Origin of the sequence: Kitasatospora sp. GAS204B (assembly GCF_029892155.1) — a bacterium.
GTDB lineage: Bacteria > Actinomycetota > Actinomycetes > Streptomycetales > Streptomycetaceae > Kitasatospora.
On sequence record NZ_JARZAG010000002.1, the window covers coordinates 83,963 to 108,857 of the forward strand.

19 protein-coding genes are annotated in these 24,895 nt (G+C 72.6%); 9 read left to right on the forward strand and 10 right to left on the reverse strand.

The features are described 5' to 3' along the window. Positions 1 to 184 precede the first annotated feature (184 nt). From P3T41_RS03005 to pyk, 4 genes are all read left to right on the forward strand, one after another. A complete protein-coding gene (locus P3T41_RS03005) occupies positions 185 to 1,366 on the forward strand; it encodes an alpha/beta hydrolase-fold protein (protein ID WP_280687382.1) in 1,182 nt (393 codons plus the stop codon). Positions 1,367 to 1,564: 198 nt separating this feature from the next. Continuing rightward, positions 1,565 to 3,751, forward strand: a complete 2,187-nt coding sequence (gene pta, locus P3T41_RS03010; RefSeq protein ID WP_280687383.1) for a phosphate acetyltransferase — start codon at positions 1,565 to 1,567, stop codon at positions 3,749 to 3,751. Next, positions 3,748 to 4,953, forward strand: coding sequence for an acetate kinase (locus P3T41_RS03015; protein ID WP_280687384.1), 1,206 nt, complete (start codon positions 3,748 to 3,750; stop codon positions 4,951 to 4,953). Before pta ends, P3T41_RS03015 begins: the two co-directional genes overlap by 4 nt. A gap of 62 nt (positions 4,954 to 5,015) precedes the next feature. Then, a complete protein-coding gene (gene pyk, locus P3T41_RS03020; protein ID WP_280687385.1) occupies positions 5,016 to 6,446 on the forward strand; it encodes a pyruvate kinase in 1,431 nt (476 codons plus the stop codon). Positions 6,447 to 6,522: 76 nt separating this feature from the next. Here pyk and P3T41_RS03025 read toward each other — a convergent pair whose 3' ends face one another. The 4 genes from P3T41_RS03025 to trxA all read right to left on the reverse strand — a co-directional run bounded on the left by P3T41_RS03025 (position 6,523) and on the right by trxA (position 11,058). Then, positions 6,523 to 7,974, reverse strand: a complete 1,452-nt coding sequence (locus tag P3T41_RS03025) for a hypothetical protein (protein WP_280687386.1) — start codon at positions 7,972 to 7,974, stop codon at positions 6,523 to 6,525. Then, positions 7,971 to 8,558 carry a DUF6114 domain-containing protein gene (locus P3T41_RS03030; protein ID WP_280687387.1) on the reverse strand — a complete coding sequence of 196 codons (588 nt, stop codon included), beginning with the start codon at positions 8,556 to 8,558 and terminating at the stop codon, positions 7,971 to 7,973. Before P3T41_RS03030 ends, P3T41_RS03025 begins: the two co-directional genes overlap by 4 nt. A 167-nt stretch (positions 8,559 to 8,725) precedes the next feature. Next, complete coding sequence (locus tag P3T41_RS03035) at positions 8,726 to 9,385, reverse strand: DUF6230 family protein (protein ID WP_280687388.1); 660 nt, start codon at positions 9,383 to 9,385, stop codon at positions 8,726 to 8,728. 677 nt (positions 9,386 to 10,062) lie between these two features. Then, positions 10,063 to 11,058, reverse strand: coding sequence for a thioredoxin (gene trxA, locus P3T41_RS03040; protein WP_280687389.1), 996 nt, complete (start codon positions 11,056 to 11,058; stop codon positions 10,063 to 10,065). Between the two features lie 364 nt (positions 11,059 to 11,422). On the opposite strand from trxA, the gene P3T41_RS03045 reads away from it, so the two are divergent. Continuing rightward, entirely contained in the window at positions 11,423 to 12,076 is a 654-nt protein-coding gene (locus tag P3T41_RS03045; protein ID WP_280687390.1) for a TetR/AcrR family transcriptional regulator, read from the forward strand. A 91-nt stretch (positions 12,077 to 12,167) separates the two neighbouring features. Here P3T41_RS03045 and P3T41_RS03050 read toward each other — a convergent pair whose 3' ends face one another. The 4 genes from P3T41_RS03050 to P3T41_RS03065 form a co-directional block, all read right to left on the reverse strand. Beyond that, positions 12,168 to 13,853, reverse strand: coding sequence for a methylmalonyl-CoA mutase family protein (locus P3T41_RS03050; RefSeq protein ID WP_280687391.1), 1,686 nt, complete (start codon positions 13,851 to 13,853; stop codon positions 12,168 to 12,170). A 163-nt stretch (positions 13,854 to 14,016) separates the two neighbouring features. After that, a complete protein-coding gene (locus P3T41_RS03055; protein ID WP_280687392.1) occupies positions 14,017 to 14,358 on the reverse strand; it encodes a DUF3817 domain-containing protein in 342 nt (113 codons plus the stop codon). A gap of 63 nt (positions 14,359 to 14,421) precedes the next feature. Then, positions 14,422 to 14,946: a MarR family transcriptional regulator gene (locus P3T41_RS03060; protein WP_280687393.1), complete on the reverse strand. Its 525-nt coding sequence runs from the start codon at positions 14,944 to 14,946 to the stop codon at positions 14,422 to 14,424. A gap of 66 nt (positions 14,947 to 15,012) precedes the next feature. After that, positions 15,013 to 15,324, reverse strand: coding sequence for a DUF3817 domain-containing protein (locus tag P3T41_RS03065; protein ID WP_280687394.1), 312 nt, complete (start codon positions 15,322 to 15,324; stop codon positions 15,013 to 15,015). A 225-nt stretch (positions 15,325 to 15,549) separates the two neighbouring features. Here P3T41_RS03065 and P3T41_RS03070 point away from each other — a divergent pair, with 225 nt between their 5' ends. Together P3T41_RS03070 and P3T41_RS03075 are read left to right on the forward strand one after the other, a co-directional pair. Continuing rightward, positions 15,550 to 16,359 (forward strand): DUF2127 domain-containing protein, encoded by an 810-nt coding sequence (locus P3T41_RS03070; protein ID WP_280687395.1) that lies wholly within the window; start codon positions 15,550 to 15,552, stop codon positions 16,357 to 16,359. Between the two features lie 32 nt (positions 16,360 to 16,391). Then, positions 16,392 to 16,907 carry a MarR family transcriptional regulator gene (locus P3T41_RS03075; RefSeq protein WP_280687396.1) on the forward strand — a complete coding sequence of 172 codons (516 nt, stop codon included), beginning with the start codon at positions 16,392 to 16,394 and terminating at the stop codon, positions 16,905 to 16,907. Between the two features lie 8 nt (positions 16,908 to 16,915). On the opposite strand, the gene meaB is transcribed toward P3T41_RS03075, so the two are convergent. Together meaB and P3T41_RS03085 are read right to left on the reverse strand one after the other, a co-directional pair. Then, positions 16,916 to 17,881, reverse strand: a complete 966-nt coding sequence (gene meaB, locus P3T41_RS03080; RefSeq protein ID WP_280687397.1) for a methylmalonyl Co-A mutase-associated GTPase MeaB — start codon at positions 17,879 to 17,881, stop codon at positions 16,916 to 16,918. 72 nt (positions 17,882 to 17,953) lie between these two features. After that, positions 17,954 to 19,159, reverse strand: coding sequence for an acetyl-CoA C-acetyltransferase (locus tag P3T41_RS03085; RefSeq protein WP_280687398.1), 1,206 nt, complete (start codon positions 19,157 to 19,159; stop codon positions 17,954 to 17,956). 209 nt (positions 19,160 to 19,368) lie between these two features. On the opposite strand from P3T41_RS03085, the gene mce reads away from it, so the two are divergent. Together mce and P3T41_RS03095 are read left to right on the forward strand one after the other, a co-directional pair. Further along, complete coding sequence (mce, locus tag P3T41_RS03090; protein ID WP_280687399.1) at positions 19,369 to 19,806, forward strand: methylmalonyl-CoA epimerase; 438 nt, start codon at positions 19,369 to 19,371, stop codon at positions 19,804 to 19,806. A 386-nt stretch (positions 19,807 to 20,192) separates the two neighbouring features. Beyond that, complete coding sequence (locus P3T41_RS03095; protein WP_280687400.1) at positions 20,193 to 24,797, forward strand: hypothetical protein; 4,605 nt, start codon at positions 20,193 to 20,195, stop codon at positions 24,795 to 24,797. Positions 24,798 to 24,895 lie beyond the last annotated feature (98 nt).

The window sequence follows — 24,895 nt, forward strand, 5'->3', positions numbered from 1 at the left end:
CGACACCGCCAGCCGACCGCCCCACACCCGGGGCGGTCGGCCCACCCACGCCCCTGGCGACCGGTGCTGAGCCCTGCTCAGCTCTCTCCCCGATCGAATGCAACCGAACACCCGTGCCCTAGTGTCATAGCTCGCGCCGGGCAGCGGGTCCGGGCGGCACAGGAGCTGGATACCGAAGAGCACGATGGCACTGACAGGCACCCCCTTCTTCATCCTCACGATCGTCCTCTTCGTGGGTTCGATCGCGCTGGCCATGGCGCAGTTCCGAGCGCGGGGCAAGGGCAGTGCGGTCCGCGGCAGCAGCCGGCGCCGCCGGGCCGGTGGTGGCAGCGCCGGCGGCGGGCCGCTGCAGGCCGTCGGGTACCTGACGACCATCCTGTTCTGCCAGGTCACCGCAGTGGCGATGGTCTTCGTCGTGGTCAACAACGAGAACCAGCTCTACGACAACTGGGCTGACCTGCTGGGCACCTCCAGCCACGTCCAAGCGGTCCCGGTCCCGCCGAAGGACAACGGCCTGGCCGGTGACCGGGCCGCCGGCTCCGCCGCGCCGCGGCAGAAGCAGGTGCTCACCTTCAAGCCGGCCAGCTCCGACGCCGTGCCCAAGGACGTCAAGCAGGCCGACCTCAAGGGCCAGCTCTCCGGGGTGGAGGGCGAGGTACTGGTCTGGACACCGCCGCAGTACGACGACCCGGCCTACCAGAACAAGACCTTCCCGGTGGTCGAGCTGCTGGCCGGCTACCCCGGCAGCTCCAGCACCTGGTTCGGCGACATGGCGGTCACCAACCAGCTCTCCGCGCTGATGAAGTCCGGCCAGGTGACCCCGTTCATCCTGGTCTCGCCCCGGGTCCAGCTGCTCAACAACGCCGACACCGGCTGCGCCGACGTGCCGGGCAAGGTCAACGCCGACACCTGGCTGTCCCGCGACGTGCCGCAGATGGTCATCGACAACTTCCGGGCCGACGACACCGCGGCCGGCTGGGCGCTGGCCGGCTTCTCGGCCGGCGCGCACTGCGCCAACCGGCTCGCGATCGGCCACCCCGACCGCTACCGGGCCGCGATCGCCATGTCCGGCTACAACGACCCCATCGGCGAGAAGGCCTCGCTCACCTACCAGGACCCCAAGCTGCGCGTGATCGACAACCCCCTCTACATGCTGACCCACGCCCAGACGCCGCCGAACATCGGCCTCTGGGAGACCGGCAAGAAGGGCGACGGGCTGGAGGACGCGGTGGCGCTCCAGCAGGCCGCCAAATCGCCGACGGCGGTGACCACCTTCGAGACCACCGGGGCGCACCTCATCAGCACCTGGAAGCCGCTGGTCGCGCCGTCCTTCGAGTGGCTCTCGAAGCTCATCCCGGCGCCGTAGCAGCCACCGCGGGCGGGCCCTGCGGCCCGCCCCGACGGGACCTTCGGCTCTTGCTCGGGCCGGGCGCAGCTGGGCACGTCGTCCTGCGACAGCGGCTTCGAACTGCGAAGGTATGGTCGAACCGATGATCGGCCCCGCAGGGCGTCGAAGGCTACCCGCGACGGACCGAGACGGACCGCGACGGACGGAGAGACACGCGTGGCGCGCAGTGTGTACGTGACCGGCATCGGCCGGGGGGACGGCCGCCAGGCCGTCGAACTCGGGGTCATGGAGCTGCTCACCCGCCAGGTGGACCGGGTGGGGGTGTTCCGTCCACTGGTGCACGCGCACGCCCCCGGCGAGCCGGGCACCGACCACGTGGTCGAGCTGCTGCGGGCCCGCTACCGCCTGGACCTGCCGGCCACCGAGCTGTACGGGCTGACCTACGAGCAGGCCGCCGCGCTGCAGGCCGCCCAGGGTCAGGACGAGCTGGTCGGCGCGCTGGTCGACCGGTTCCGGGCGCTGGAGCGCCGGTGCCAGGCCGTCCTGGTGCTCGGCACCGACTTCGCCGACACCAACATCCCCGACGAGCTGGCCTTCAACGCCCGTCTGGCCAACGAGTTCGGCGCCTGGGTGCTGCCCGTGGTCGGCGGGCACGACCAGGACCCGCCGGCCGTGATCGCCGAGGTGCTGGGCGCCCACCGCGCCTACACCGACCTCGGCTGCTCGATCCTGGCGATGATCGCCAACCGGGTGGCCCCCGGCGCCAAGCAGCCGGTGCTGCGCGGGCTGACCAGCAAGCTGCCGGTGCCCGCCTACGTGATCCCCGAGGAGCCGGCGCTGGCCGCGCCGACCGTGGCCCAACTGGTCGAGGCGACCGGCGCCGAGGTGCTGCTCGGCGACGCGGCGGGGCTGGCCCGGGACGTGCGGGGCTTCGTCTTCGGCGGCGCGATGCTGCCCACCTTCCTGCCGGCCCTGACCGAGGGGGCCCTGGTGGTGACCCCGGGCGACCGGGCCGACCTGCTGATCGGCTCGCTCGCCGCGCACGCCGCCGGTGCGCCGCCGATCGCCGGGGTGCTGCTGACGCTGGCTCAGCACCCGGGCCCCGACGTGCTGGCGCTGGCCTCCCGGCTGGCCCCCGGCACGCCGGTCGCGGTGGTCCCCGAAGGCAGCTGGCCGACCGCCGCCGCGCTCACCCCGTTGGAGGGCAAGCTCGGCTCGGACAGCCCGCGGAAGGCCGAGATCGCCCTCGGCCTCTTCGAACTGCACGTGGACACCGCCGAGTTGACCAGCCGGATCGAGCTGAGCCGGTCCGACCGGGTGACCCCGATGATGTTCGAGCACGAGCTGCTGGAGCGGGCCCGCGGCGCCCGACGGCACGTGGTGCTGCCGGAGGGCACCGAGGAGCGGGTGCTGCGGGCCACCGAGATCCTGCTGCGCCGCAACATCTGCGACCTGACCCTGCTCGGCGAGGTGGACGCGGTCCGCCGCAAGGCCGCGAGCCTGGGCATCACGCTGCCGCAGCCCGAGGACGGGGGCGACCGGGCCCAGTTGCGGATCGTCGACCCGGCCGTCAGCCCGCTGCGCCGGCGCTTCGCCGAGCGCTACGCCGAGCTGCGCGCGCACAAGGGCATGACCGTCGAGCTGGCCGCCGACGTGGTCACCGACGCCAGCTACTTCGGGACCCTGATGGTGCAGGAGGGGATCGCCGACGGCATGGTCTCCGGCGCCGTGCACTCCACCGCCGCGACCATCCGGCCGGCCTTCGAGGTGATCAAGACCGCGCCGGGCGCCGCGATCGTCTCCTCGGTCTTCTTCATGTGCCTGGCCGACCGGGTGCTGGTCTACGGCGACTGCGCGGTCAACCCCGACCCCGACGCCCAGCAACTGGCCGACATCGCGATCCAGTCCGCCGAGACCGCCGCCGCCTTCGGCGTCGAGCCGCGAGTGGCGATGCTCTCCTACTCCACCGGCACCTCCGGCTCGGGCGTGGACGTGGACAAGGTCCGCAAGGCCACCGAGCTGGTCCGGGCGCTGCGTCCGGAGCTGCTGGTGGACGGTCCGATCCAGTACGACGCGGCGGTGGACCCGCATGTGGCCGCCACCAAGCTGCCGGGCTCCACGGTGGCGGGCCGGGCCAGCGTGCTGATCTTCCCGGACCTGAACACCGGCAACAACACCTACAAGGCCGTGCAGCGTTCGGCCGGCGCGGTCGCCGTCGGCCCGGTGCTGCAGGGCCTGCGCAAGCCGGTCAACGACCTGTCCCGCGGCGCCCTGGTGCAGGACATCGTCAACACCGTGGCGATCACCGCCATCCAGGCGCAGCGGGAGCAGGGCGCCCAACAGGAGCCGCCGGAACTGTCGGAGCCGCCGGAGCTGTCGGAGCACAAGGAGCAGAGCGCATGACCGAGGCGACCCGGATCCTGGTGCTCAACGCCGGCTCCTCGTCGGTCAAGTACCAGCTGATCGACATGGTGGACGGCACGCGCCTGGCGGCCGGCCTGGTGGAGCGGATCGGCGAGCACGGCGGCCGGCTGCTGCACACCCCGCACGGCGGCGAGCGGCGCGAGTCGACGCGGCCCTTCCCCGACCACGCGGCCGCGCTCAAGGCGATGGCCGAGGAACTGGCCGCCGACGGCCTGGGCCTGGACTCCCCGGACCTCGCCGCGGTCGGCCACCGGGTGGTGCACGGCGGCAAGCGGTTCACCGCGCCGACCGTGGTGGACGACGAGGTGCTGACCGAGATCCGCCGCCTGGTGCCGGTGGCCCCGCTGCACAACCCGGCCAACATCACCGGGATCGAGGTGGCCCGGGCGCTGCGTCCCGACCTGCCGCAGATCGCGGTCTTCGACACCGCCTTCCACACCACGATCCCCGAGCACGCGGCCCGTTACGCGATCGACCCGGCGGTGGCCGACGAGCACCGGGTGCGCCGCTACGGCTTCCACGGCACCTCGCACCAGTACGTCTCCCGGGCCACCGCGCGGCTGCTCGGCCGGGCGCCGAGCGAGCTCAACGTGATCGTGCTGCACCTGGGCAACGGCGCCTCCGCCTCGGCGGTGGCGGGCGGGGTGTGCGTGGAGACCTCGATGGGGCTGACCCCGCTGGAGGGGCTGGTGATGGGCACCCGCTCGGGCGACATCGACCCGGGCGTGATCTTCCACCTGCACCGGGTCGGCGGCCTGTCCATCGACGAGATCGACGAGCTGCTGAACCGGCGCAGCGGCCTGCTGGGCCTGTGCGGGGAGAACGACATGCGCGAGGTCATGCGCCGCACCGAGGCCGGCGACCCGGCCGCCGAACTGGCCTTCAACGCCTACGTCCACCGGTTGCGCAAGTACCTCGGCGGCTACTACGCGGTGCTCGGCCGGGTGGACGCGATCGCCTTCACCGCCGGGGTCGGCGAGAACGCGGCGCCGGTGCGCGCGGCGGCCACCGCCGGCCTGGAGGCGCTCGGGATCGCGGTGGATCCGGAGCTGAACTCGGTCCGCTCCACCGAGGCCCGGGTGATCTCGCCCCCGTACGCCCGGGTCACGGTGGCCGTGGTGCCCACCGACGAGGAGCTGGAGATCGCCCAGCAGGCGTACACGCTGGTCCGAAACAGTTAACAGCTGTTGTCGGAGGTTCGTCCCAATCCCCGGGAATAACTCGTACGGATAGGATCATCCATATGCGCCGAGCGAAAATTGTCTGCACCCTGGGTCCGGCCACGGACTCCTACGAACAGCTGAAGGCCATCGTCGAAGCGGGGATGAACGTCGCCCGCCTGAACATGAGCCACGGCTCCCACGCGGAGCACGAGGAGCGGTACCGCAAGGTCCGCCAGGTGTCCCAGGACACCGGCCGCACCATCGGTGTGCTGGCCGACCTGCAGGGCCCAAAGATCCGTCTGGCGACCTTCGCCAACGGCCCGGTGACCGTTGACAACGGCGACACGTTCACCATCACCACCGAAGACGTCCCCGGTGACCAGTACAGCTGCGGCACCACCTACAAGGGCCTGCCCGGCGACGTGAAGCCCGGCGACCCGATCCTGATCAACGATGGCGTCATCGCCCTGGAGGTCGTCAGCGTCGACGGCCCGCGGGTGAAGACCGTGGTGATCGAGGGCGGGGTGCTCTCCAACAACAAGGGCATCAACCTGCCCGGCGCGGCCGTCAACGTGCCCGCGCTGTCCGAGAAGGACAAGGACGACCTGCGGTTCTCGCTGCGGCTCGGCGTCGACATGGTCGCGCTCTCCTTCGTGCGCAACGCCGGTGACATCGACGACGTGCACAAGGTGATGGACGAGGTCGGGATCCGGGTCCCGGTGATCGCCAAGATCGAGAAGCCGCAGGCGGTCGAGGCGATGGAGGAGATCGTCCTCGCCTTCGACGCGATCATGGTCGCCCGTGGCGACCTGGCCGTCGAGTACCCGCTGGAGAAGGTGCCGCTGGTCCAGAAGAAGCTGATCACGCTGGCCCGCCGGAACGCCAAGCCGGTCATCGTCGCCACCCAGATGATGGAGTCGATGATCCACGCCTCGCGCCCGACCCGCGCCGAGGTCTCCGACGTCGCCAACGCGATCCTGGACGGCACCGACGCGGTGATGCTCTCCGCCGAGTCCAGCGTCGGCAAGTTCCCGGTCGAGACGGTCAAGACGATGAGCCGGATCGCCGAGCAGGCCGAGGCCGAGCTGCTGGCCCAGGGCCTGCAGCCGCTCAACCCGGGCCGCAAGCCCCGCACCCAGGGCGGCTCGGTGGCCCGCGCGGCCTGCGAGCTGGGCGACTTCCTGAACGCCCAGGCGCTGGTGGCCTTCACCAAGTCCGGTGACACCGCCCGCCGCCTGTCCCGCTACCGCTCCCCGATCCCGGTGATCGCCTTCACCCCGGACGCGGCCACCCGCAACCAGCTCTCGCTGAGCTGGGGCGTCGAGGCGTACGTGACCGAGCAGGTGGCCACCACCGACGAGATGGTGCTGCAGGTCGACCAGGAGCTGCTCAGCATGAAGCGGCTCAGCGAGGGCGAGACGGTGATCGTCACCGCCGGTTCGCCGCCCGGCGTGCCCGGCAACACCAACATGGTGCAGGTGCACCACCTGGGGTCCCGCGTCGGCCTCTGAGGCGACGTCAGCAAGCCGATGGGCCCCTCCGAAGCTGCTTCGCTTCGGAGGGGCCCATCGGCTTGCCGTCGGGACGTCAGTGCCCGTACGGGTAGGGCTCGGTGTCGTTGTACATGTGCATGCCCGGGATGGTCAGGGTGCCGCCGAACTGGCCGGCCTGGACGGCGGTGACCCCGGTCATGGTGATGTCGAGCGGGATCGGCACCAGGCCGATCAGGTCGTAGAGCCAGGTCGGCAGCGTGTCGGGGGTCAGCGTGATGGTGCCCAGCGGCGGCAGCGGGATGCCGTACAGGGCGGACAGCTCACCGCTGAGGCTCTCGACGTACATGGTGATCGGGCCGTTGACCATGGTCGAGGTGCTGCCGGGGGCGCCCTTGACGTGGAAGGTCTGGGGCGGGGTGTTGCCGTACCCGGTGTTCTCGAGGGTCGACATGTCGAGATTGTCGATGTCCACCGCGCTGACGGTGAACTTGAGCACCCGCTTGGTGCCGGTCGGCGAGTGCACCTCGTAGACGCCGCCGAAGACCGCACCGTGCAGCGCGAGCCTGGTGGTCTTCAGGGTCCAGTTCTGGTCCGGCACCACCTGGCCGCCCGGGACCGTGGCGGCCGCGACCTTGCTGGTGTCCACCGGGCAGAGCGGGCGGGTGTCGCCGTTCGCCAGGGCTGAGGCGACCGCGGCGGGCCCGGCGGCGCCGCTCGGCGCCGGGGAGCCGCTGGGGGCCGTGCTCGGGGCGCTGGAGGGCGAGGCGCTGGACGAGGCGCTCGGGGTCTTGCCGGTGGTACTGGAGGGCGTGCTGGACGGCGTACCGCTCGGCGTGGCCGGGGCGGGGGTCACGGGAGCCGCGGGCGTGCCGGCTGCGGGCGTGCCGGGCTGGGCGGTGGCCGGGGTGCTCGGGGTGACCGGAGCGCCGACCTGGGGAGCGGCGGGCGGCGGGGTGCTCGGGGTGGACTTCGGCTGCGGCTGGTTCTGGTGGTTCGGGTCGAAGATCCCGGTGATGCCGTTGATGATGTCGCCGAGCAGGCCGCCGCCGCTGCCGCTGCTGTCGTCCGCCTGCACCACGTGACTGGTGACGGCGGCCGCGGCCTGCTGCTGCGCGCCCGGGCTCGCGGTCGGGCCCGCGGTCGGCGGGACGAAGGCGGCACCCACCTGCTGGCCGGTGCCGCTCGCCACCTGGCCGGTGCCGCTCGCCGACGCCTTGGTGGGGCTCGCAGCCGTCTTGGTGGGGCTCGTCGGGGCCGTGGTGGGGCTCGCCGACGCCGTGGTGGGGCTCGGGTTCGGGACCGGGGTGAGCTGGCTCTTGGGGACCTGGGTGATGGTCACCGGGGCGTTCGCGGCGGGCGCGCAGGAGGTGCCGGCGGTCGTCGCGGCGGAGGCCAGCTCGGGCAGTACCGTGCTGCCCATCAGCAGGGCCGTCGGGACGGCCGTGAAGGCCAGTAGCCGGGCCCGCTTGCGGCCGCTCACCCGGGGCGCGGCGTGCCGCGGCCCCTCGGTCGGCTGCTGCGCCTGCTCTCCCCCGTTGCCGGTCACCGCACCTCTCCCGCCTGCTCGGTCGTGCCGGGCTGCTCGGGCAGCAGCATGGTCTGCTCGGTGGGCTCGGCAGCGGGCTCGCCCGGCTGCTCCGCCACGGCCTGCTCCGCCACGGCCTGCGCGGGGACGGACATCGCCACACCCGGGTCGACCGCGGCCTCGGCCACCGGAATCGGCTCCTTGAGCGGCGCCCAGGAGCAGAGCAGCCCGCCGCCGAGCAGTCCGAGGATCAGGCCCATCCCGAACCCGCCGAGGTTGGAGACCGGGACCGAGATCAGCGTCAGGATGGTGACGGCGATGCCGCAGAAGACTCTGGTGGCCGGCTGGAACCAGGCCGAGACCCCGAGCGCGATCATCAGCAGGCCGATCACCAGCGAGCCGGAGCCGGCCGTGGTGGACATCGTCATCGTGACCCCGGAGAGGGTCAGGTGCGCGTACGGGAAGTACAGGATCGGTACCCCGCCGACGATCGACACCAGGCCGCCCCAGAACGGCCGGGTCCGGCGCCAGGCGCGGAACCTCAGCCGCACCCGGGTGAACAGGCCGGCACCGTCGGGCCAGAGGGGGGCAGTTGCGCTGGTCACGATGGAACTCCTCGTGGGTCTGTCCGAGGGGGGAGCTTGGGGTGTGCGGCCAGGGGACGGCTCGAATCGCGCCGCCCCCTGGCCGCCGGGACCGCTCGGGCGGCCTCGGGTCATCCGTTCATCCGTACCGGGTGCGCGGCTGGGCCGGACGCACCGTCAGGGGCGGATCAGTAGCACTCCTTGTCGCCCGACACGATGTTCAGGTTCAGGCCGGGCAGTGCGAAGGTCCCCGCGGAGGTGGCCCAAGCGGTCTGCTGGACACCCGACAGGTCGGCCGTCTGGGCGGACTGCGCGAAGCCGGTGGCGCCGCTCGGCAGGCCACTGCCGTCGGCGGCCTTCCAACCGTTGGTGGCGCTGCCGCTCAGGGTGGAGGCGTCCCGGCCGATGTCGATGTTCTGGAACGTCGCGTCGGCCTTCAGCTGGTTCAGGTCGATCAGCAGGTTGGAGGCCTGGACCTGGCGCGCGTCGGTGGAGATGTCACCGGACACCGGGTCGGTGCCGGCGTGCAGCTGCAGGGTGTAGGTGCCGAGCGGGCCCAGGTTGTAGACCACCGACTGGCACAGGTTGTGGATGCTGGCCTTGTCGAAGGCCGAGATCGCGACCACGTGCGGGCTCTTGTCGGAGCCCACGTCGACCGAGCCGAACTGGGCGAAGTTGGTGCCGTGCAGGGTGTCGGCGGTCACCTTGAACTGCTGACCGGAGACACTGAACGAGGCGGCCAGCGCGCTCTGCGCGATGCTCACCCCGACCACCGCGGTGGCGGCGATGCTGGGCACCATGACGAGGGCGAAGCGCTTCCAGCGGGTCTTGCCATAAGTCTGGGACATGCGTGTCCTCCTTCTCGGACGTACATCTCCGGTCGGGTCCGACACGCTGCGCGGATCCCGTCCTGGGATGGGAGAAGAGCTACGTCCTCGGTAGCCGATAGCACCGTCGTCGAGCAGGACAACCTGACGACGGGCGATCACCCCCGAGCGACAACCAAGCGACCGCACGGGGCCGCGCGGTCCGACGAGGACAGGAACCGCGGTGGGACGCGGACACCCCCCTGCCCTCAACCGCCGGACGGCGCCGGCGGTTACCTGGTGGGGATCCCGTACCGCACATGTCCGGCAGACTGCCGGAGCGTGAAGTGAGGGACCAGGCGAGGCCGATCGTGCTGGAATCCCGGCCGAAGCACAAGGGGTGCGTTACTGACGGGTAATCCAATACCCATGGGTGATGATCATGAGTTGAGCATGACATCAACGCAGCGTGACGAAAACCGGCCACCGCTCCGCAGAAATCTCCTGGAAACAGGAAGGAAACACCGCCGCGCGGTCACCAGAGGTGATCGCGCGGCGGTGTTGTCAAGATTTGATAAACCCTCACGGAGTTGACACGAATGTCGGTTTATCACTGCCGATCATCGACGACACCGCAGGTCACCCGCCGTGCCATCAGCGGCACCCGAGGTCGCGTCAGCAGAGGCTCGGTCAGAACAGGCTCGATCAGAACAGGCCGGTCAGAACAGGACCCGGGCCAGCGCCGAGCGGGCCGCGATGACCCGCGGGTCGTCCGGGCCGATCACCTCGAAGAGCTCCAGCAGGCGCAGGCGCGCGGTGTCGCGGTCGGCCCCGGCGGTCCGGCCGACCGTGTCCACCAGACGCCCGAAGGCGTCATCGACATGGCCGCCCACCAGGTCCAGATCGGCCGCGTCCAGCTGGGCCTTGACGTCCTTGGCATCGGCCGCCGCGGCGGTGCGCACCGCCTGCGGGTCCAACTCCTGGACCCGGCGCAGCAGCTCGGCCTGGGCCAGGCCCAACTGGGCCTCGACGTTGCCCGGCTGGTCGGCCAGCACGTTCTGGTAGGCCTGGACCGCGCCGCCCAGGTCGCCGCGGTCCAGCGCCTCGTGCGCGGCGGCCAGCGCCGGATCCTCGGGCAGGCCGGGCAGCTCGGCGCCCGCCCCGTCGGCGGACGGCTCCACGCCGCCGACGATGCCGAAGCGCTGCTCGGCCACCGCGATCAGCTGGTCCAGCACCTTGCGGACGTTGGTCTCGTTCTCGGCGCCCTGGAAGAGCGGCACCAGCTGGCCCGCCACCACGGCCATCACGGCCGGGATGCTCTGGATGCCGAACTGCTGGGCGATCAGCTGGTTCTGGTCGACGTCGATCTTGGCCAGCACGATCCGGCCGGCGTACTCCTCGGCCAGTCGCTCCAGGATCGGGCTCAGCTGCTTGCAGGGGCCGCACCACTCGGCCCAGAAGTCGACGACCACCGGCACCTCGGTGGAGCGCTGGACGACCTCCTCCTCGAAGGTGTCCTCGGTGACGTCGATCACCAGCTGGTAGCCGGCACTCGGGGCCGCCACCCCGGCGGCCTCGGCGGCGGATGCCTGACGGGCGCGTTCGGCCCGGGCCTGCTCGGCCTTCTGCGCGGCCTCGCCGGCCGCCTTCACCGCGGCGAGGTCGACCGCGCCGCGCAGGGCGGAGCTGTTCAGATGCGTGTTCCGTGGCTGCATGGCACCATCCTCCCCCGTCCGCGCGGCTTCCGGGCGCCATCCGCGGGGAAAACCCGCGCCGAGCCCCGGTTGAAGCGCCTTGCGCCGGCTCCGCTCCCCTACAGTGCGGAGCCGGCAGGCCGGTAGTCGATCTCCTCAGCGGCGCGGATCCCCACCCGCGCCCCGCACCCGCCCCTCCCACAGGGCCGGCGCGTGGTCGCCGCTCTATTCGCTACAGGTCGTAGCGTATCTGGCCCACGCCCCCGCGATGCAAGCCCCGCTTGCCTGTCAACCACGTGATGTGAGCCACTTTTCTTGTGGTCCAACTGTCGATACGGTTGCAGTCCCCACCCAAGCTACTCGTCAGTACATGCAAGGAGGCCCGGTGGCCCCCACCCAGCAGCCGGCCCAGTCCCCCGTCCCGTCCCGCGTCCCGTCCCGCACCAAAGGCCGCCCGCGCAGCGCCGCCGCGGACCAGGCGATCCTCGACGCGACCCGGGAGGCGCTGGCCGAACTCGGCTGGGGCGGCCTGACCATGGGCCACGTCGCGATCCGGGCCGGCGTCGCCAAGACCACCCTGTACCGCCGCTGGCCGTCCAAGAACGAGCTGGTGGTCGACGCCGTGGCCAGCCTCTTCGACGAGCTGGCGGTGGCCGACCTGGGCAGCCTGCAGGCCGACATCGAGGACGTGGTCGCCCAGTTCGCCGCCGTGCTGGCCCGCCCCGAGAGCCAGGCCGCGCTGCTCGCCGTCTTCGCCGAGGGCAGCCGCGACCCGCAGCTGCGGCAGCGGATCCGCGAGCACATCGTCGACCCGCAGAAGGTCCTGGTGCACCAGGGCCTGGCGCACGCGCTGGCCCGCGGTGAACTGACCGCCGAGGCCGACCCGGTGGCCGGCGCCGAACAGATCGACGTCATCTTCGACACCATCGCGGGCGCGGTCGAGCACCGGATGCTGGTGATCGGCGAGCCGGTCACCCCGCGGTGGATCCGCCGCTTCAGCGACCTGCTGCTCAACCCCGGCCTGTACCAGAGCTGCTGAGCCCGGGCGGGGCGGACGGCGAAGACGGCGAAGCCGCCGGGTGCATCCCGCACCCGGCGGCTTCGCGGCCGGCCGGTAACAGTCCGGGGGTTCAGAAGCCGGCCGGCTCCCGGTAGACCCCCCACTCGGCGCGCAGCGCGTCGCAGATCTCGCCGAGCGTGGCCTCGGCCCGCACCGCCCGCAGCATCGGCGGGATCATGTTCGACCCCTCGCGCGCTGCCGCCAGCATCGCGTCCAGACCGGCCCGCACCGCCGCCTCGTCCCGCCCGGCCTTGCGCGCGCCCAGCGCCCGCACCTGCTCGCGCTCCACCTCGTGGCTGACCCGGAGGATCTCCAGCTCCCTGGTCACCGACTTCGGGAAGCAGTTGACCCCGACCACCCGCTTCTCGCCCTTCTCCACCGCCTGCTGGTACTGGAAGGCGGCCTCGGCGATCTCGCCGGTGAAGAAGCCGTCCTCGATCCCGCGCAGGATGCCGGCCGTCATCGGGCCGATCTCGTGGTCCGGGCTGCCCTTGGCCAGGATCCTCGCGAAGATCTCCTCGGCCTGTGCCTCGATCCGGTCGGTCAGCGCCTCGACGTACCAGGAACCGCCGAGCGGGTCGGCCACGTTGGCCACCCCGGTCTCCTCCATCAGCACCTGCTGGGTGCGCAGCGCGATCTCGGCGGCCTGCTCGGAGGGCAGCGCGAGGGTCTCGTCCAGCGCGTTGGTGTGCAGCGAGTTGGTGCCGCCGAGCACCGCCGAGAGCGCCTCGACGGCGGTGCGCACCACGTTGTTGTAGGGCTGCTGGGCGGTCAGCGAGACCCCGGCGGTCTGGGTGTGGAAGCGCAACCACTGCGCCTTGTCCGTCTTGGCGCCGTAGGCCTCGCGCAGCCAGCGGGCCCAGATCCGGCGCGCGGCGCGGAACTTGGCGATCTCCTCGAAGAAGTCCAGGTGTGCGTCGAAGAAGAAGGACAGACCGGGGGCGAAGACGTCCACGTCCAGGCCGCGGGAGAGGCCCAGCTCGACGTAGGCGAAGCCGTCGGCCAGCGTGTAGGCGAGCTCCTGCGCGGCCGTCGCCCCGGCCTCGCGGATGTGGTAGCCGGAGACCGAGAGCGGCTTGTAGGCGGGGATGCCCTCGGCGCAGTACTCCATCAGGTCGCCGATCAGGCGCAGGTGCGGCTCGGGGGCGAAGAGCCACTCCTTCTGCGCGATGTACTCCTTGAAGATGTCCGTCTGCAGGGTGCCGTTGAGCACCGACGGGTCGACGCCCTGCCGCTCGGCGGCCACCAGGTACATGCAGAAGATCGGCACGGCCGGGCCGCTGATCGTCATCGAGGTGGTGACCTCGCCCAGCGGGATGCCCTTGAAGAGCACCTCCATGTCGGCGGCCGAGTCGATCGCGACCCCGCAGTGGCCGACCTCGCCCAGCGAGCGGGCGTCGTCGGAGTCGTAGCCCATCAGGGTCGGCATGTCGAAGGCCACCGAGAGGCCGCCGCCGCCGGCCTCCAGGATCATCCGGTAGCGCTCGTTGGTCTGCTCGGCGTTGCCGAAGCCGGCGAACTGCCGGATGGTCCAGGTCCGGCCGCGGTAGCCGGTGGGGTGCAGGCCACGGGTGTACGGGTACTCGCCCGGCCAGCCGATCCGCTCGAACCCCTCGTAGGCCTGACCGGCCGGCGGGCCGTAGACCGGCTCCACCGCGTCGCCGGACAGGGTGGTGAAGTCGGCGTCCCGCTTGCGGGCGCTGTCGAAGCGCTGCTGCCAACGCTGCCTGCCGCGCTCGATGTCCTCGGCGTCCATGGGGCTCAGCTCCCGCTCGGTTCTCGATGGTAGGACGTTCTGGAAATTTACTCGGACGTCCTACTACTTGTCGATGCCGACCCGACGTGAAGCGGCCGCGAAAACGCCGAAGGCCCCACCGGTGCGGTGGGGCCTTCGGCGACGAGGGGTCGGACGACCGGGGTCAGGCGCTGATCGGCTGCTTGCCCTCGGCCGGCGCGAAGAGCGGCGCGAGCTCGCGCGAGACCTTGCGCTCCACGAAGAAGGCGGCGGTCGGCACGGTGCCGGCCAGCAGCATCCAGGCCAGCTTGCCGAGCGGCATCTTCGCCTTGCTGCCCAGGTCGAAGGCGAAGACCAGGTAGACCACGTACAGCCAGCCGTGCGCGATACCCACGACGGTGACGAACCCGTCCGCCCCGTTGACCTTGAGCAGGTACTTGGCGATCACACCGATGGTCAGCAGGATCAGCAGCACACCGGTCAGATACGCCAGGGCCCGGTAGCGGGTCAGCACACTCTGCTTCATGTTCGGGCCAGCCTTCGTTCTGTCACGGGGGTCGGACGGCTCATCCGAGGGTAGCCGCAGTTTTCACCCGGACTGCGCCGGGGGCTCGGCGAAGTCGCCCGCCGCCACCCGCAACGGCCTGAGCAGCTCGAACACCTGTCGGCACTGCTCCTCGTCGTAGGACTCCAGACCGAAATCGATCGCCATCAGCTCCCGGGTGGCCTGCTCGACCACCTCGCGACCGCGCGCGGTGATCGCGGCCAGCACGCCGCGGCCGTCCAGCGGGTTGGGACGACGGGAGACCAGGCCGGCCTTCTCCAGCCGGTCCACCGTGTTGGTCACGCTGGTCGGGTGCACCATCAGCCGCTCGCCGATCTTGGACAGCGACAGCTCGCCGGTGCGGCTGAAGGTGAGCAGCACCAGCGCCTCGTAGCGGGCGAAGGTCAGCCCGTACGGCTTGACCACCGCGTCGACCCGGCCGAGCAGGATCTGCTGAGCCCGCATCACCGAGGTGATCGCGGCCATCGCGGGCACCTCGCCCCAGCGACGGGCCCACAGTTCGTCGGCACGGGCGATCGGGTCGAAGTCGAGCGCGAGGGGTTTGGCCACGTCCCACACCGTACCGGCGGGCCGCCCGGTGCTCGCCGGACGGCCCGCATCGTGGGATCAGTGGGATCAGGCGACGGCGGGCGCCAGTTCGCCGCGCTCCTCCTTGGCCAGCATCCGCTCGGCGAAGAAGCCGCCGGTGGGCAGCACCGACAGGACGAAGAGCAGCGCCACCCGCTTGAGGTCCCAGCGCTGCTTCTGCCAGGCCAGGCCCAGGAAGGCCACGTAGGCGAGGAAGAGCATCCCGTGGATCATGCCGAGCACCGGCACCGGGTTGAAGCTGGTGTTGTACTTGAAGATCATTCCGACCAGCAGAAGTATGAAGGACAGGCCCTCGGGGCCGGAGACGAGACGCAGGCGGTGGGCGGCGCTGTGCTGCATGACGGAGTACCTCACGGGTGACGGTGTCGCTTGTGAACGGGGGCACAAGCCGACGCCCATTATGTGCGCAGGACGCGCCGCGAACGGGACCGGGGTGCCCGAGCTCACACCCGACCCGACACCCGACCCGACACCCCTGACGGACCGTCGGCGCCGCTCGCTATCCTGCTGCCGCGCGACCCGGCGGCCGGGCGCGCCCGTACCGATCGGGGGAGCTCCACCACCATGGCGAAGCGGGACTGGAACCGGCGCACCTGCGCCAAGCGTGGCCACATCACCTACGCGCCGAGCGAACCGGCCCTGCGCGGGCGGCTGCACGCCGCCACCGCGGCCGGCGAGGCCTGGCGCTGCCTGCGCTGCGGCGACTTCACGCTCGGCGCGCCACACGGCTCGGGGCCTGCCACCGGCGCACCGCTGGTGATGCGCGGCAAGGCGCTGCGCGACCTGTTCGTGCTGCGACTGCTGGCCGTCGAGCGGGGCGTGCGCGGCGTGCTGGGCATCCTGATCGCCTGGGCGGTGTGGAAGTTCTCCAACAGCCAGGACGCCCTGCACCAGCTCTTCGACCAGGACCTCACGATCTTCAAGCCGGTGGCCGACCACTTCCACTGGGACCTGGAGCACGCCTCGGTGGTCGACACCATCCGCAAGACCTTCGACTACAAGCACAACACCCTGGTCTACGTGGCCGGCGGCGTGCTGGCGTACTCGCTGATCGAGGCGGTGGAGGGCGTGGGCCTGTGGCTCGGCAAGCGCTGGGCGGAGTACCTCGCGGTGATCGCCACCGCCGCCTTCCTCCCGCTGGAGGGGTACGAGCTGCACGAGCACGCCAGTGCGATCAAGATCGCCACCACCGTGGTCAACGTGCTCGCGGTGCTCTGGATCCTGCTCTCCAAGCGCCTGTTCGGGCTGCGCGGCGGAGTCGAGGCCTTCGAGGCGGAGCGGCACTCGGCCTCGCTGCTCGAGGTCGAGCAGGCGGCTGGAGTGCAGCCCGCCCACGCCCAGTCGGTCCCGCTGGCCGGTCCTACAATATTGTAGAAAGTTGAACAATATCGGGTACCATGGTCGGTATGGACACCAACGCCACCGAGCCGACCGAGGTCCCGGCCGAGCCCACCACCGCGGACGCTCCCTGGCTGACGGCCCGGGAGCAACGGCTCTGGCGTGCCCATCTGGAGGTCAGCCGGCTGCTGGAGTACCAGCTCAGCCGCGAGTTGCAGCAGCACGACCTGGCGATCAACGACTACGAGATCCTGGTCGTGCTCTCCGAGGCCCCCGACCACCGGATGCGGATGACCGACCTGGCCACCGCCACCCTGCAGTCCAAGAGCCGGCTCTCCCACCAGATCACCCGGATGGAGAGCGCCGGCCTGGTGCTGCGCCAGGAGTGCCCGGGCGACCGCCGGGGCCTGTACGCCCACCTCACCGAGGCGGGTTGGCAGACGCTTCGCCGGGCCGCGCCGGACCACGTGCGCAGCGTCCGCGCCCACTTCATCGACCGCCTCGACGAGCAGCAGCTCGACGCCATGTTCCAGGCACTGGGCCCGATCGCCGACCACCTGCGGGCGCTGCGCGGCCGGGTCTGACCTTCGGGTCAGCCGCCCTGGCGGTCGGTCAGCCCGGCCACCAGCTCGTCGGCCGCGCCGTACGGGTCCAGCCGGCCGGCCGCGACCTGCTCGGCCAGCGCGCCCAGGTGACGGTCGCCGCTGAGGTCCCCGATCCGGGCCCGCAGCCGGGCCAGCGCGATCGCCTCGATCTCCTGGGCCGCCCGGCGCTGCCGGCGGGCCGTCAGCTCGCCGTGCTCCTCCAGCCAGGCGCGGTGCTTCTCCAGCGCCTCGACCACCTCGTCGACGCCCTCGCCACGGGCCGCCACCGTCTTGACGATCGGCGGGCGCCAGTCCCCCGGTTCGCGCGCCTCGCCGAGCCCGAGCATGTGGCTCAGCTCCCGGGCGGTGGCGTCCGCGCCGTCCCGGTCGGCCTTGTTGACCACGAAGAGGTCGCCGATCTCCAGGATCCCCGCCTTGGCGGCCTGGATCCCGTCACCCATCCCGGGCGCCAGCAGCACCACCGTGGTGTCCGCCTGCGCGGCCACCTCCACCTCGGACTGCCCGACCCCGACGGTCTCCACCAGGATCACCTCGCAGCCCGCCGCGTCCAGCACCCGCAGCGCCTGCGGGGCCGCCCAGGAGAGCCCGCCCAGGTGCCCGCGGGTGGCCATCGAGCGGATGAAGACCTCGGGATCGGTGGCGTGGTCCTGCATCCGCACCCGGTCGCCGAGCAGCGCGCCGCCGGAGAACGGCGAGGAGGGGTCCACCGCGAGCACCGCGACCCGCTTGCCGAGCCGCCGGTAGGCGGCCACCAGCGCCGAGGTGGAGGTCGACTTGCCGACCCCGGGCGAGCCGGTCAGGCCCACCGTGTAGGCCCGCCCGGTGTACGGCGCCAGCGCGGCCATCGCCTCGCGCAGCTCGGGCGCGGCGTTCTCGACCAGCGAGATCAGCCGGGCCACCGCCCGCGGGCGGCCGGCGCGCGCCTGCTCGACCAGGGTCGGCACGTCGATCATGGAGTCTCCTCACTCGAAACCCGAACGACCGGCGCCCCCTGCGTGCAGGGGGCGCCGGTCACTGACGCCTGATCAGGCCTGGGGCACCCGGATGATCAGGGCATCGCCCTGACCGCCGCCGCCGCAGAGCGCGGCCGCGCCGATCCCACCGCCGCGCCGGCCCAGCTCCAGCGCCAGGTGCAGCACCACGCGGGCACCGGACATCCCGATCGGGTGGCCGAGCGCGATCGCGCCGCCGTTCACGTTGACCTTCTCCTCGGTGACACCGAGGTCCAGCATCGACTGGTGGGCGACGGCGGCGAAGGCCTCGTTGATCTCGATCAGGTCCAGGTCCTCGACCGCGATGCCCTCCTTGGCCACCGCGTGCTTGATCGCGTTGGACGGCTGCGACTGCAGCGAGTTGTCCGGGCCCGCCACGTTGCCGTGCGCGCCGATCTCGGCGATCCAGCTCAGGCCCAGCTCCTCGGCCTTGGCCCGGCTCATCACGACCACGGCGGCGGCGCCGTCGGAGATCTGCGAGGAGGTGCCGGCGGTGATCGTGCCGTCCTTGCTGAACGCCGGGCGCAGCTTGGCCAGGCCCTCGACCGTGGTGTCGGCCCGGATGCCCTCGTCCTGGCTGAACAGCACCGGCTCACCCTTGCGCTGCGGGATCGCGACCGGCACGATCTCGGCCTCGAAGACGCCGTTCTTCTGCGCGGCGGCGGCCCGCTGGTGCGAGCGGGCGGCGATCTCGTCCTGCACCTCGCGGCCGATGCCCAAGCGGGTGTTGTGCTTCTCGGTCGACTCGCCCATCGGGATGTTCTCGTACGCGTCGGTCAGGCCGTCGTAGGCCATCGCGTCGAGCAGCTCGATCGCGCCGTACTTGTAGCCCTCACGGGACTTCGGCAGCAGGTGCGGGGCGTTGGTCATCGACTCCTGGCCACCGGCCACCACGATGTCGAACTCGCCGGCCCGGATCAGCTGGTCGGCCAGCGCGATCGCGTCCAGGCCGGAGAGGCAGACCTTGTTGATGGTCAGCGCCGGCACGCTCATCGGGATGCCGGCCTTCACGGCGGCCTGGCGGGCCGGGATCTGGCCGGCGCCGGCCTGCAGCACCTGACCCATGATCACGTACTGCACCTGGTCACCGGTCACGCCGGCCCGCTCGAGCGCGGCCTTGATCGCGAAGCCGCCCAGGTCGGCGCCGGAGAATCCCTTGAGCGAGCCGAGCAGCCGACCCATCGGGGTACGGGCGCCCGCGACGATCACGGAGGTGGAAGCGGTGGAAGCGGTAGGCATGGAACGAGCCCCTTCGCACGTCTTGGCCAGCGAGTCCTGCCGGGATCGAGCACGGCGACAGGGCCCGGGGGGAGGATGCAGCTCAATGTACTGACCCGTAACCCGGGCGTCACCGGAGCAACGGTGTGATCAGGCTCGCACGCGGCCCGGTGGCGCGGCGCCCCGCATCTGCGCTGCACTGGTCCGACCCCAGCTTCAGGAGGCTCAGCGTGTTGACCCGGATCGACCACATCGGCATCGCCTGCTTCGACCTCGACAAGACCGTCGAGTTCTACCGTGCCACGTACGGCTTCGAGGTGTTCCACAGCGAGGTGAACGAGGAGCAGGGCGTCCGCGAGGCGATGCTCAAGATCAACGACACCGGTGACGGCGGCGCCTCCTACCTGCAGTTGCTGGAGCCGACCCGGGAGGACTCCACGGTCGCCAAGTGGCTGGCGAAGAACGGCGAGGGCGTGCACCACATCGCCTTCGGCACCGCGGACGTCGACGGTGTGGCGGCGGACGTCCGGAGCAAGGGCGTCCGGGTGCTGTACCCGGAGCCGCGGGTGGGCTCGATGGGCTCGCGGATCACCTTCCTGCACCCCAAGGACTGCGGCGGCGTGCTGACCGAGCTGGTCACTGCGGCCAAGTCGGACGAGGAGCACTGAGCGCCGCCCCGACCGGCCGGTAACCTGCGCCAGTGACGACCTCGGCGGTTACAGGTTCACCCCGGCCCACTACACTGCCCAGGGTCGCGGGGAGTCCATAGCCAGGGCACGGCTGAACAGACGCTGTTCTGATCTGTCACCATTCTCCAGAAGGCAAGAGTTCGCTCAGGAGTCCACCCGGTCGGCGGAGCGCGGTCCACCGCGCGCCCCACTGGACCATGGCTCCGACCGCGGCGGACGGCTCCAGGAACCCCTGGGCCGTCCCCAGTCCCGGCCCCGTCCGGGACTGGCCGCGGATGTTAGGACCGTTGCTGCCGGCCGACCCGACGGGGTCGGCACGGCCGCTTGGGTCGAGGACGCGACCAGGAGATGGATGGGACCGCGCAGTGCGGGGCAACGACCGCTACGAGGTTGATGATCACCTCTCCCAGTTCGAGGCCGAGATGGAGCGGCTTCGCAAGGAGCGGGACAAGACCGTCGAGCATTCCGAGGACCTCGCCTACCAGGTGGAGGTGCTCCGGGCCAAGCTGCACGAATCCCGTCGGCAGCTGGCTCAGCCGCGCGCTTTCGACGCCGTCTCCGGGCAGGCCGAGCAGCTGCTGCGCACCGCGGAGCTGCAGGCCCAGCAGCTGCGCGCGGACGCCGAGCGGCAACTGCGCGAGTCGCAGGCGGCCACCCAACGGCTGATGGCCGAGGCCGCCGAGCGCACCGCCCGGCTGGAAGCCGAGCTGCAGGCCCGCCGCCGCCAGCTCGAAGAGGAAATGGTCGAGCTGCGCCGGGCCGCCGAGCAGCACGTCAACGAGAACGTCAACTGGGCCGAGCAGACCCGCGCGGGCACCGAGCAGGAGGCCCAGCGCCTGCTGCAGGAGGCCCGGGCCGAGGCCGAGCGGATGATGGCCGCCACCCGGGCCGAGGCCGAGGCGCTGGCCGACCAGGCCCGCGCGCAGACCGCCGCCGACGTGGACGCCGCCCGCGGCGAGGCCCAGGCCGCCGCCGAGGCCGCGCTGCTGCGGGCCCAGACCGACGCCGAGCGGCTGCTGCGCGCCGCCTCCGAGCAGGCCCAGCAGACCGTGGGCCAGGCCGAAGAGCTGCGCGGCAGTGCGGCCACCGAGGCCCAGCAGCAGCTCGCCGGGGCGCAGGCCGCCGCCGCCCAGCTGCAGGCCCAGGCGCTGGCCGCCGCCGAGCAGCGGGTGGCCGCCGCCCAGGCCGAGATCACCGAACTCAAGCAGCGGGCCGAGCAGGACCAGCGGCAGGCCGAGGCCGCCGCCGCCCGGGCTCAGGCCGAGATCGAACGGCTGCGCACCGAGGCCGAGGCCGAGGCCGAGCGGGCCCGCCAGGAGTCCGCCGAACTGCGCGCGCAGGCCACCCAGGCCGCCGAGCAGTTGCAGGCGGAGGCGGTGGCCACCGCCACGCAGCGGGTCGCGGACGGCGAGGCCGCCAGCGAGCAGCGCTCGCAGACCGCCAAGGCCGAGGTCGCCCGGATGGTCGGCCGGGCCACCGAGGAGGCCGAGCGGGTCAAGGCCGCCGCGGCCGAGCTGCTCGACCGGGCGCAGACCGCGATGGCCCAGGCGACCGCCGCCAAGGCGGCCGCCGACGACGAGAACGACCGGCTGCGCACCGCCGCGGAGACCGTCGCCAACCAGCTGCGGGCCGAGGCCGAGGCCGCCATCGCCGAGCTGCGCGCCGCGGCGCTGGCCGAGGCCGCCGAGCTGCGGGCACAGGCCGAGGGCGCCGCCGAGGCGCTGCGCAACGATGCCCGCGAGCAGGGCCGGGCCGAGGGCGCCAAGGACGCCACCGTGCACCTGGCCAAGGCCGCCAAGAGCGCCGAGGAGGCGCTCGCCCGGGCCACCCAGGACGCGCAGGCCACGCTCGCCGAGGCCGCCGCCGAGGCGGAGCGGGTGCGGACCGAGGCCGCCGCCGAGGCCGAGCGGCTGCGCGAGCAGGCGCAGGCCGCCGTCGAGCAGGCGCAGAACGCCGCGCTGGACGACGCCGCCGGCATCCGGGCCCGGATGGAGGCCATGCAGGACGAGGCGGCCCGGCTGCGCGCCGAGGCCGAGGAGCTGCGCACCGGCGCGGCCACCGAGGCCGAGAAGGTGCGCGGCGAGGCGCGTCGGCAGGCCGTGGCGCAGATAGAGGAATCCGCGAAGAGCGCGGAGGAGCTGCTCACCAAGGCCAAGGCCGATTCGGACGAGCTGCGCGCGGGCGCGGCCGCCGAGGTCGAGCGGCTGCGCACCGAGGCCAAGGAGCAGGCCGCGCAGATGCAGGCGCGGGCCGAGCAGACGCTGGCCCGGGCCCGCGGCGAGGCCGAGAAGCTGGTCACGGGCACCCAGCAGCAGTCCAAGGACACGCTGGCCGCCGCCAAGGCCGCCGCCGCCGAGAACCGGGCCGCCGCCGAGCGGGAGACCGCCGACCTGCGCCGCCAGGCGGTCGAGTACGACCAGCGGGTGCGCGCCGAGGCCGAGGAGCTGGCCGGCGCGATCCAGGCGACCGCCCAGCAGGCCGCCGAGGAGCGCGAGGCGCAGGCCGTCGCCGAGGCCGAGCGGCTGCTGGCCGAGGCCGAGGCGACCGCGAACGCGCTGCGCGAGGAGGCCCACCGGGCCGCCGAGCAGGCGGCCGCGGACCTGCACCGTGAGCGCGAGGAGACCGCCGCCCGGCTGACCGCCGCGCAGCAGGCCCAGGAGCAGGCCCAGGCAGCCGCCGAGGAGCTGACCGAGCGCACCGATGCCGAGCTGGCCGAGCTGCGGGCGCAGGCCGAGCGCGAGACCGGCGAGTTGCGTGAGCGCACCGACGCCGAGGTCGCCGCCCTGCGCGCCGAGGCCGAGCGGGCCAGCGCCGAACTGCACGAGCAGGCCGCCGAGTTCGACCAGCGGGTGCGCGCCGAGGCCGCTGCCTTCGACGAGCGGCTGCGGGCCGAGGCCGCCGAGTACGACCAGCGGGTGCGCGCTGCGGCCGAGGAGCAGGCCACCCGGGTGCGGGTCGAGGCCGAGGCCGCCGCCGATGCGCTGCGGACCCAGGCCGCCGAGCAGCTCGAGCAGGCCGGGGCGAGCGCCGAGCTGGCCGTGGCGCAGGCCGCCGAGGAGGCGACCGGCCTGCGGGCCACCGCCGCCGAGGAGGCCGCCGCACTGCGCGTCGAGATCGCCGAGGCGCTGGAGCAGGCCCGGTTGGAGGCCGCCGAGGCCACGGCCGCCGCCACCGCCCGGGCGGCCGAGCTGGTGTCCGCCGCCGAGGACGAGGCGGCCACCGTCCGCCAGTCGGTGGCGGGGCTGCACGAGACCGCCGCCCAGCAGGTGGCCGAGCTGCGCGAGGCCACCGACGCCGAGGTCGCCGCCCTGCGCGCCGAGGCCGAGCGCGAGAGCACCGAGCTGCGGGCCCTCGCCGAGCGGGACGCCGCCGAACTGCGCGAGCAGGCCACCGCCGCGGCCGCGGCCGAGCGCGAGGCCGCCGAGCGCGAGGCGGCCCGGATCGCCGCCGAGGCGGAGACCTACCACGAGCGGCTGCGGGCGGAGGCGGACGCCTACGACAGCGGCCTGCGCGCCGAGGCCGAGCAGTACACGGCCCAGCTGCGGGCCGACACCGAGGCCGAGGTCGCCCGGATCACCACCGAGGCCCGCGACTACGACGCCGCACTGCGCGCCGAGGCCGAGACCCAGCTCACCGAGGCCCAGCAGGAGGCCCACCGGCGGCACGCCGAGGCGCAGGCGCGGGCTCAGCACACCGTGGCCGAGGCCGAGGAGCGCGGCGCGGCGATCCTGGCCGAGGCCGAGCAGTACGCGGCCCGGCTGCGCACCGAGGCAGAGGAGTACGCCTCGGCCACCCGCACGCTGGCCGAGGAGTACGAGGTGGCCACCCGCACGCGGGCCGACGCCTTCGACGCGAGCACCCGCGAGCAGGCCGAGCAGTTCGACACCGCCACCCGGGCCCAGGCGACCTCGGTGCTGGAGAAGGCCTTCGCCGATGCCGAGTCGCTCGGCGAGGAGGCCCAGACCACCGCGCTGGCCACCACCGCCGCCGCCGAGGAACAGGCCGACGCCATGGTGGCCGCCGCCCGCAAGGAGACCGAGCGGCTGGTCGCGACGGGCGAGGCGGCCGGGCAGGCCGCGGTCGAGCGGGCCAGGGCGGACGCCGACGCGCTGCTCTCCGAGGCCCGCCGGGACGCCACCGCGATCCGCGAGCGCGCCGAGGAGCTGCGCGAGCGCACCGAGGCCGAGGTCGAGGCGCTGCACGAGCGTGCCCGCAAGGAGAACGCGCAGGCCATGAAGTCGGCCGGCGAGCGGGTGGACGCGCTGGTGACGGCGGCTCAGGAGCAGCTCACCGAGGCCGAGGAGCAGGCGGTGGCCGCCGTCGCCGAGGCCGAGGACCGAGCGGCCGCGCTGGTGGCGGCAGCCGAGGAGCGGGCCGCCGAGCTCACCTCCGAAGCATCCGCGGAGGCCAGCAAGGTCCGGATCTCCGCCGTGCGCAAGGCCGAAGGCCTGCTGAAGGAGGCCGAGCTGAAGCTCGCCGCCTCCACCACCAAGGCCGAGAAGCTGGCCGCCGAGGCCGATCAGCGGCTCAAGGCGGCCCAGGACGAGGCCGAGGAGCAGCTGGAGGCCGCCGCCGCCGAGGCCGCCAAGCGGCTGCGGGGCGCCGAGGAGACCGCGGCCGAGCAGCTGCGGCTCGCCGAGGAGGAGGCCGACCGGGTGGCGAACAACGCCCGGACCGAGGCCCAGCGGGTCACCGACGAAGGCCGGCGCGAGCTGGACGAACTGGTGCGCCGGCGCAAGGACATCAACACCGAGATCTCGCGCGTGCAGGACGTCCTGTCCGCGCTGGAAGCCTTCGAGGCGCCGTCCCCTGTGCAGCAGGCGGCGGCCCGGGAGGCGGCCGACTCGTCCGGGGGCGGTAAGCGCGGCGGGGGAGCCAACGGGGGGTCAAACGGGGGCTCCAAGGCGGGCGCTGGAGTGGGCGCCCCCCGATCGGGTGGTGGCAGGTCCGGAGGGACACCACCCGATTGAGCGGACATTGTCCGTCAGCCATAGGCTTTTCGCCTACGACACTCCGGTAACGTGTCAGGATTCCCTCAACCTCATCAGCGGTTTGACGACAGGAAGCC